This window comes from Stutzerimonas azotifigens DSM 17556, assembly GCF_000425625.1.
Taxonomy (GTDB): Bacteria; Pseudomonadota; Gammaproteobacteria; order Pseudomonadales; family Pseudomonadaceae; genus Stutzerimonas; species Stutzerimonas azotifigens.
In genome coordinates this window covers 1-6038 of the sequence record NZ_KE384426.1, presented here as the reverse complement: position 1 = coordinate 6038, position 6038 = coordinate 1, and the positions used below count along the sequence as shown (strand labels likewise).

Annotated in this window: 6 protein-coding genes; 1 reads left to right on the top strand and 5 read right to left on the bottom strand. The window is 69.3% G+C overall.

All coding sequences use genetic code 11. The features are described from left to right. Positions 1-156: 156 nt before the first annotated feature. Genes H610_RS0122580 through coxB form a run of 4 tightly spaced genes read right to left on the bottom strand, consistent with a single transcriptional unit; the run spans position 157 to position 4782 of the window. A complete protein-coding gene (locus tag H610_RS0122580) occupies positions 157-978 on the bottom strand; it encodes a cytochrome c oxidase assembly protein (protein ID WP_043239433.1) in 822 nt (273 codons plus the stop codon). Continuing rightward, entirely contained in the window at positions 969-1328 is a 360-nt protein-coding gene (locus H610_RS0122575; RefSeq protein ID WP_028241784.1) for a hypothetical protein, read from the bottom strand. Before H610_RS0122575 ends, H610_RS0122580 begins: the two co-directional genes overlap by 10 nt. Then, a complete protein-coding gene (gene ctaD, locus H610_RS0122570; RefSeq protein WP_028241783.1) occupies positions 1328-3841 on the bottom strand; it encodes a cytochrome c oxidase subunit I in 2514 nt (837 codons plus the stop codon). Before ctaD ends, H610_RS0122575 begins: the two co-directional genes overlap by 1 nt. Further along, on the bottom strand, positions 3838-4782 hold the full coding sequence (coxB, locus tag H610_RS0122565; RefSeq protein ID WP_152529150.1) for a cytochrome c oxidase subunit II: 945 nt from the start codon (positions 4780-4782) through the stop codon (positions 3838-3840). Before coxB ends, ctaD begins: the two co-directional genes overlap by 4 nt. 72 nt (positions 4783-4854) lie before the next feature. Here coxB and H610_RS25640 point away from each other — a divergent pair, with 72 nt between their 5' ends. Next, on the top strand, positions 4855-5322 hold the full coding sequence (locus H610_RS25640) for a DUF2231 domain-containing protein (RefSeq protein ID WP_028241781.1): 468 nt from the start codon (positions 4855-4857) through the stop codon (positions 5320-5322). A gap of 52 nt (positions 5323-5374) precedes the next feature. On the opposite strand, the gene H610_RS0122555 is transcribed toward H610_RS25640, so the two are convergent. Then, positions 5375-5788, bottom strand: coding sequence for a CopD family protein (locus H610_RS0122555; protein ID WP_028241780.1), 414 nt, complete (start codon positions 5786-5788; stop codon positions 5375-5377). Positions 5789-6038: the final 250 nt, after the last annotated feature.

The following is a 6038-nucleotide window of genomic DNA, read 5'->3' as shown; positions in this document are numbered from 1 at the left end:
GGTTGGATTGGGCAGGCTGCGCCTGCCTGATCGCCGCGAGGGCGCGCCTCCCACAGATACGGCGGCGGCGGGGCTTGGCTTGGCTGTGGGAGGCCCGACCGCGGGGCGAGCTTTGGGGTTGGGCTGGGCAGGGCCGGATGAGGGAGGCCGTAAGGCTCAGCGGCTCTCGCCGCCGATGCTCCGCGGCTGGCGGCGCCAGATGCGGGACAGCCAGCGCCAGCAGATCCAGGCGCCGGCGGCGAGGTAGACCAGGCCGCCGGGGACCCACATGAGCAGGCCGGCGAGTTGCTGGTCCTGCACGTCGCGCTCGGGGCCGTAGAAGGACGTGTTGCCAAAGGTCAGGAGCGCGCCCAGGAGCCCGGTGTGCATCATCGTCAGCAGCACCGCCATCAGCGCTTCCGGCACGCGGCGGGGGCTGGCGCGCAGGGTCGACCACCAGAACAGCCAGCCGGTCAGCAGGAAGCAGGCGTGTTCGACCGCGTGCCAGCCCAGGTCGTCCAGTGCCAGCAGGTAGAGCGACGGCGTGTGCCAGGCCCAGATCGCCGCGCCGTGCAGCAGCGCCATGGCGGTGGGGTAGCGGGTCAGCCGCAGCAGAAAGGTCCACAGCGATTCGGCCAGGCGTCCGGTCACCGCGCGCCATTGCGGCAACGGCCGGCCGAGCACCCAGAGCGGCGCGATGACGATCATGAACAGCATGTGCTGCGTCATGTGCCAGGCGGTGCTGGTCTCGGCCCACTCGTCCAGCGGGCCGAACACCGCCAGCACGGCGAGCAGCATGGCCATGTGGAAGCAGGCCGCCTGGCCGCGCCGGGGCGGCACACGGCGTCCGCCTATGAGGTAGAGCATCCAGGCCGCGGCCAGCAGGCAGGCGCTGAGGATCAGCGGCAGCCGTTCGCCCAGGTCGTGGCCGACCAGCCCGTGGGCGTACGCGCTGCCGGGCAGCAGCGCCGCCGCCAGCAGCCAGGGCACTAGACGCATGGCGGCAGGAACAGCAGCGGAGTGCCCACGTACAGCGTGGCCAGCGCCGCGACCAGGTGGATCCCGGCGGCGAGCTTGGTGACGAACACCTGCCGCTCGTTCAGCTCGTGCGGTGGCCGCGACAGGCGCCAGAAGCGCACGGCCAGCCACAGCAGCAGGGCCAGGGTGACCAGCGTCAGCGCGCCGAGCGCGAGGTTCGTCCAGGTCCAGGCTCCCAGCGCCGGGTCCGGCGGGGCGACGGCGCAGACCACCGACAGCCCGCCGTACATCACCACGAACCACAGGCTCCAGAGCACCAGCCCCAGCGGGATCTGGATCGGATGGAAGGCCGACAGACGCGAGTGTTCCATCAGGCGCCTCCCCAGGTGGACGGGAACGGGACGAGCACCAGGTAGATTGCCCAGAGCACGGCCAGGTTGTAGTACCACAGCTGCTCGACCACCACCGGCTCGTAGGGCGCCTTGGCGCCGACGTAGCCGATGCGCACGCGCAGCACCTGCAGCACCGTGAGAACGGTCGCCAGCCCGCAGTGGATCAGCGCGTACATCAGCATGACGAAGATCACCGCGTCGTGGGTCGTTTCGCGCGGCTTCAGCCCGGCGCCGAGCAGCACCCACAGCAGCAGCGCCCACTGCGCCAGCGACAGCAGCGCCGCCAGCGACAGGCCGCCGAACAGCCCCTCGTGGCTGCCGCGGCGCAGGCGCGCCACCAGCAGGCGCATCCACAGCGTGCCGAGGCTTAGCACTACCGCGCTGGCCAGCAGCAGCGAGCCGTCGAGGTCGGTGCTCGCCGGCACCTGCCAATGCGGCGCCACCGTCCACAGGTAGAACCAGCCGAACAGCAGCGACAGGAACAGCGAGCTGTTGGCGATCAGCGTCACGCCCATGCCCCAGAGCCCGGGGCCGTCCAGCGTGCGCGAGTGCAGCGGCGGCTCGCCGGGCTGGGTCTTGGCGTCCGGCGCTGCGGCCGGGTGCGCGCCGTTCTCCCAGGACCAGCGCAGCAGCACGATCAGCGTCAGCACGGTGAAGCCGAGGGCGACCAGGTAGAACTTGGTCAGCAGGCTCAGGCACAACCCGGCCAGCAGCACCGAGGCGATGAAGGGCAGCCAGCTGTTGCCGGGCAGGTGGATGATCTCGCGCACCTTGCCGGTCAGCGGGTCCGTGCCCCAGGTCTCGCGGCGGCCGTGGTCGATGGTGGTCAGCCGGTGCTCGCCGCGGGCGATGCTGTCGGGCAGGTCGGGGTCCTTCCACAGCGGGTGGCGGTCGCTGACGTCCGGCAGGCTGACGAAGTTGTAGGCCGACGGCGGCAGGCTGGTGGCCCATTCGAGGGTGTCGGCGTTCCACGGGTTCTTCGTCGCCGGCAGGCCGAAGCGGAAATGCAGGACGATGTCGAGCAGGATGGTGGCCACGCCGATGGCCATGATGAAGCTGCCGATCGACGAGATCAGGTTGGGAATGTCCCAGCCGAGCCCCGTGTCGTAGGTATAGACGCGCCGCGGCATGCCGATCAGGCCGGTCCAGTGCATCACCAGGAAGGTGATGTTGAAGCCGGCGAACACCAGCCAGAAACCCCAGCGCCCGAGGCGCACCGACGGCATCCGCCCGGAGAAGTGCGGCAGCCAGTAGTACAGGCCGGCCATGAGCGGGAAGAACATGCCGCCGACCAGCACGTAGTGCATGTGCGCCACCACGAAATGGGTGTCGTGCACCTGCCAGTCGAAGGGCACCAGCGCCACCATCACGCCGGTCAGGCCGCCGGCGACGAACACGATCAGGAAGCCCACCAGCCACAGCATCGGCACGTGGAACACCGGCCGGCCCAGCCACAGGGTGGCCAGCCAGGCGAAGATCTGCACGCCGGTGGGGATCGCCACCAGCATGCTGGCACCGGAGAAGAACGACTGCGCCAACTGCGGGATGCCGACGGTGAACATGTGGTGCACCCAGAGCCCGAAGCTGAGGAAGCCGATCGTCAGCACGCCCAGCACGATCCAGCGATAACCGATGATCGGCCGCTGGCAGAACACCGGGATCAGCGTCGAGACGATGCCGGCACCGGGCAGGAAGATGATGTACACCTCCGGGTGGCCGAACAGCCAGAACAGGTGCTGCCAGAGGATCGGGTCGCCGCCGCGGGCCACGTCGAAGAACGGCAGCCCGCCGGCGCGCTCCAGCTCCAGCAGGATCGAGCCGAGGATCAGCGGCGGGAAGCCGACCACGATCATCATCGCCATCACCAGGATGTACCAGGCGTAGAGCGGCATCTGGTGCAGCGCCATGCCGTTGGTGCGGGTGCGCAGGATCGACACCACCAGCTCGACGCCGGCGCTCACCGCGGAGATCTCCACGAAGGTGATGCCCAGCAGCCAGAAATCGTTGTTCATGCCCGGCATGTGCCCGGCGCTGGACAGCGGCGTGTACATGAACCAGCCGGCCTTGGGCGCCAGGTCCAGCAGCAGGCTGGAGACCAGGATGATGCCGCCGAACAGGTAGCAGTAGTAGCCGAGCGCGGAGAGCCGCGGGAACACCAGGTCGCGCGCGCCCAGCATCTTCGGAATCAGGTAGACCGCCAGGCCCTCCATCATCGGCACGGCGAAGAGGAACATCATCACCGTGCCGTGCATGGTGAACGCCTGGTTGTAGGCGTCCGGCTCCATCAGTTCGTAGCCGGGCAGGGCCAACTGGGTGCGGATGAGCATCGCCAGCAGCCCGCCGATGAGGAAGAACGCCCCGCCGGTGATGAGAAAGCGCAGGCCGATGCTGGTGTGGTTGACGATGGTCAGCGCGCGCCAGCCGCGGGGGTTGCCCCAGACTTCGTTGAACTGGTCGTGCAGCTGGTCGGGGTCGGTCGAGGGTTGTGTCATGGCTCGAGCGTCTCCAGCCAGGCGGCGATCCGTTCGAGGGTCGCGTCGGGAATGTCGTCATGCAGCGGCATGGCGTTTCCGCTCTTCAGTTCCTGGTGTTCGCGCAGCCAGCGGCGCAGGTGCTCGCCGTCGTTCGGCAGCAGCCCGGCGCCGAGCGTGGGGCGGCTGGCGAGGTCGGTGAGGTCGGGGGCGCGATCGCCGTCGGTGAGGCCGGCGACGCGATGGCACTGCCCGCAGCGGTCGCGGAACAGGTCGCCCGCTTCGCCGTCTGGCAGGCGAGCGAAGACCAACTGCCGGCGCGCGGCGATCCAGGCGTCGAATTCGGCCGCGTCCACCGCTTCCACCGGCAGGATCATGCGCGCGTGCTGCCGGCCGCAGAATTCCGAGCACTGGCCGCGGAAGCGCCCGGGCTGGGCGGCCTCCAGGCGAATGACGTTGGTCCGCCCCGGAATCATGTCCACCTTCCCGCCCAGGCGCGGCACCCAGAAGGAGTGGATGACGTCGGCGCTGGTGACGTGGAAGTCGATCGGGCGCCCCACCGGCAGCACCAGCTGGTTGGCGGTGACCACCTGGCCGTCCGGATAGCGGATCTCCCACCACCACTGATGGCCGGTGACCTCGATGCGCAGCACCTGCTCGCCGGGCAACGGCAGGGGCAGCATGCTGCGGCCGGCCGGCAGGCCGAAGATCAGCAGCAGCACGATGGCGATGGTCGGCAGCAGGATGCCGCCGCCGATCACCCAGCGGCGGTTGATCCTGATCGCCTCCTCGCTGCCGACGTCGCGCGGCTTGCGCGCCGAGGCGTAGATCCACAGGCCGCTCACGCCGACCAGTACGACGCCGGCCACGCCGAACATCCACCACCAGATCAGCGCCACCTGACGCGCCTGGGGCCCGGCCGGGTCGAGGGTCGACTGCGCCCCTTCGCAGGCCGCCAGCAAAGGAACTGCCAGCGCCAGAATGGTCCATTTGACTAGTGCCCGCAGGGGCTGGAAAACCACAGGGAGGGCCGGATGGCCACCGAGCGCGACTCGATCCACAGCAACGCCGCCATCGGCAACCACCCCTTGCACCCGATGCTCATCCACCTGCCGGTGGCGGCGCTGGTAATGCTGGTGCCGGCCGACCTGGCCTACCTCTGGACGCTCGACCCGTTCTGGCAGCGTGGCGCGCTCTGGCTGTCCGGCGTCGGCGCGGTGGGCGGCTGGATCGCCAGCCTGTTCGGCCTGATCGATATCATCACGGTGCAGAAAATCCGCCAGAAGGTGACCGCCTGGTGCCATGCGATTCTCGCCGTGATGATGCTGTCGCTGGCCTCGCTCAATTGGCTGCTGCGCCTGCTCGGCCTTGGCGATGCGGATGCCGATGCGCTCTGGGGCCTGTACCTGTCGGTGCTGACTGCTGTGCTGATCTCGCTGGCGGCCTTTCTCGGCGGGCGCCTGGTCTACGAGCATGCCGTGGGGGTCGACCTGGATCGCTAGGCGGGGTCGGCAGGGGCGGCTGTCGGTCATGGGCGGTGGACGCTCCTTGCGGTCAGAAGGGCTTGGCCAGTACGAGCCAGAGGGTGACGGCGATGAGTACGGGAATGGCCACGCCCAACGCCATGCACTGGCGTGTGACGCTGCGTTCGGGGTCGCGTTCGATATGCAGCACGAGCACGCCGCAGAGGGCATGACACAGGGCCATCCCGGTCACCGCCGTGAGCTTCATGATCAGCCAGCCGCCGAGGGTGCCGTCACGCAGGAACAGCGCGGTGCCGGAGCCGATGGCCAGCAGCGCCGCCGGCGTGCCGATGAGGGTGAACACCATGCGGGTCAGGTGCGCGTGGTCGCGGTAGAACAATCGGTCGCTGCGGCGGGTGCCAGCGGCGATCAGCGCCGGGAGATAGAGGAGGGTGCCGCACCAGCACAGCAGGCTGGCGAAGTGCAGCAGTTTGAGCAAGGGCATCGCGGTCTCCATCCTGCCCGCGGCCAGTCATTCATCGCCTGCCGGGGTGCCTGAACTCAGGATGTGACAGCCCCTCGCCAGTCGGGTTCGTGCCGCCGGCGGCAAGCCAAGGTATCGAAAGTTGTAGGGTGGATGACGGCGCAGCCTCATCCACGCGTGGGTCCGGCCAGCGCGTGCCGTCGTGGGAGGCGCGCCCTCGCGGCGACTGCGGGCCGAAGGACCGCCATGGGCCGAAACCATCGCCCCGAGG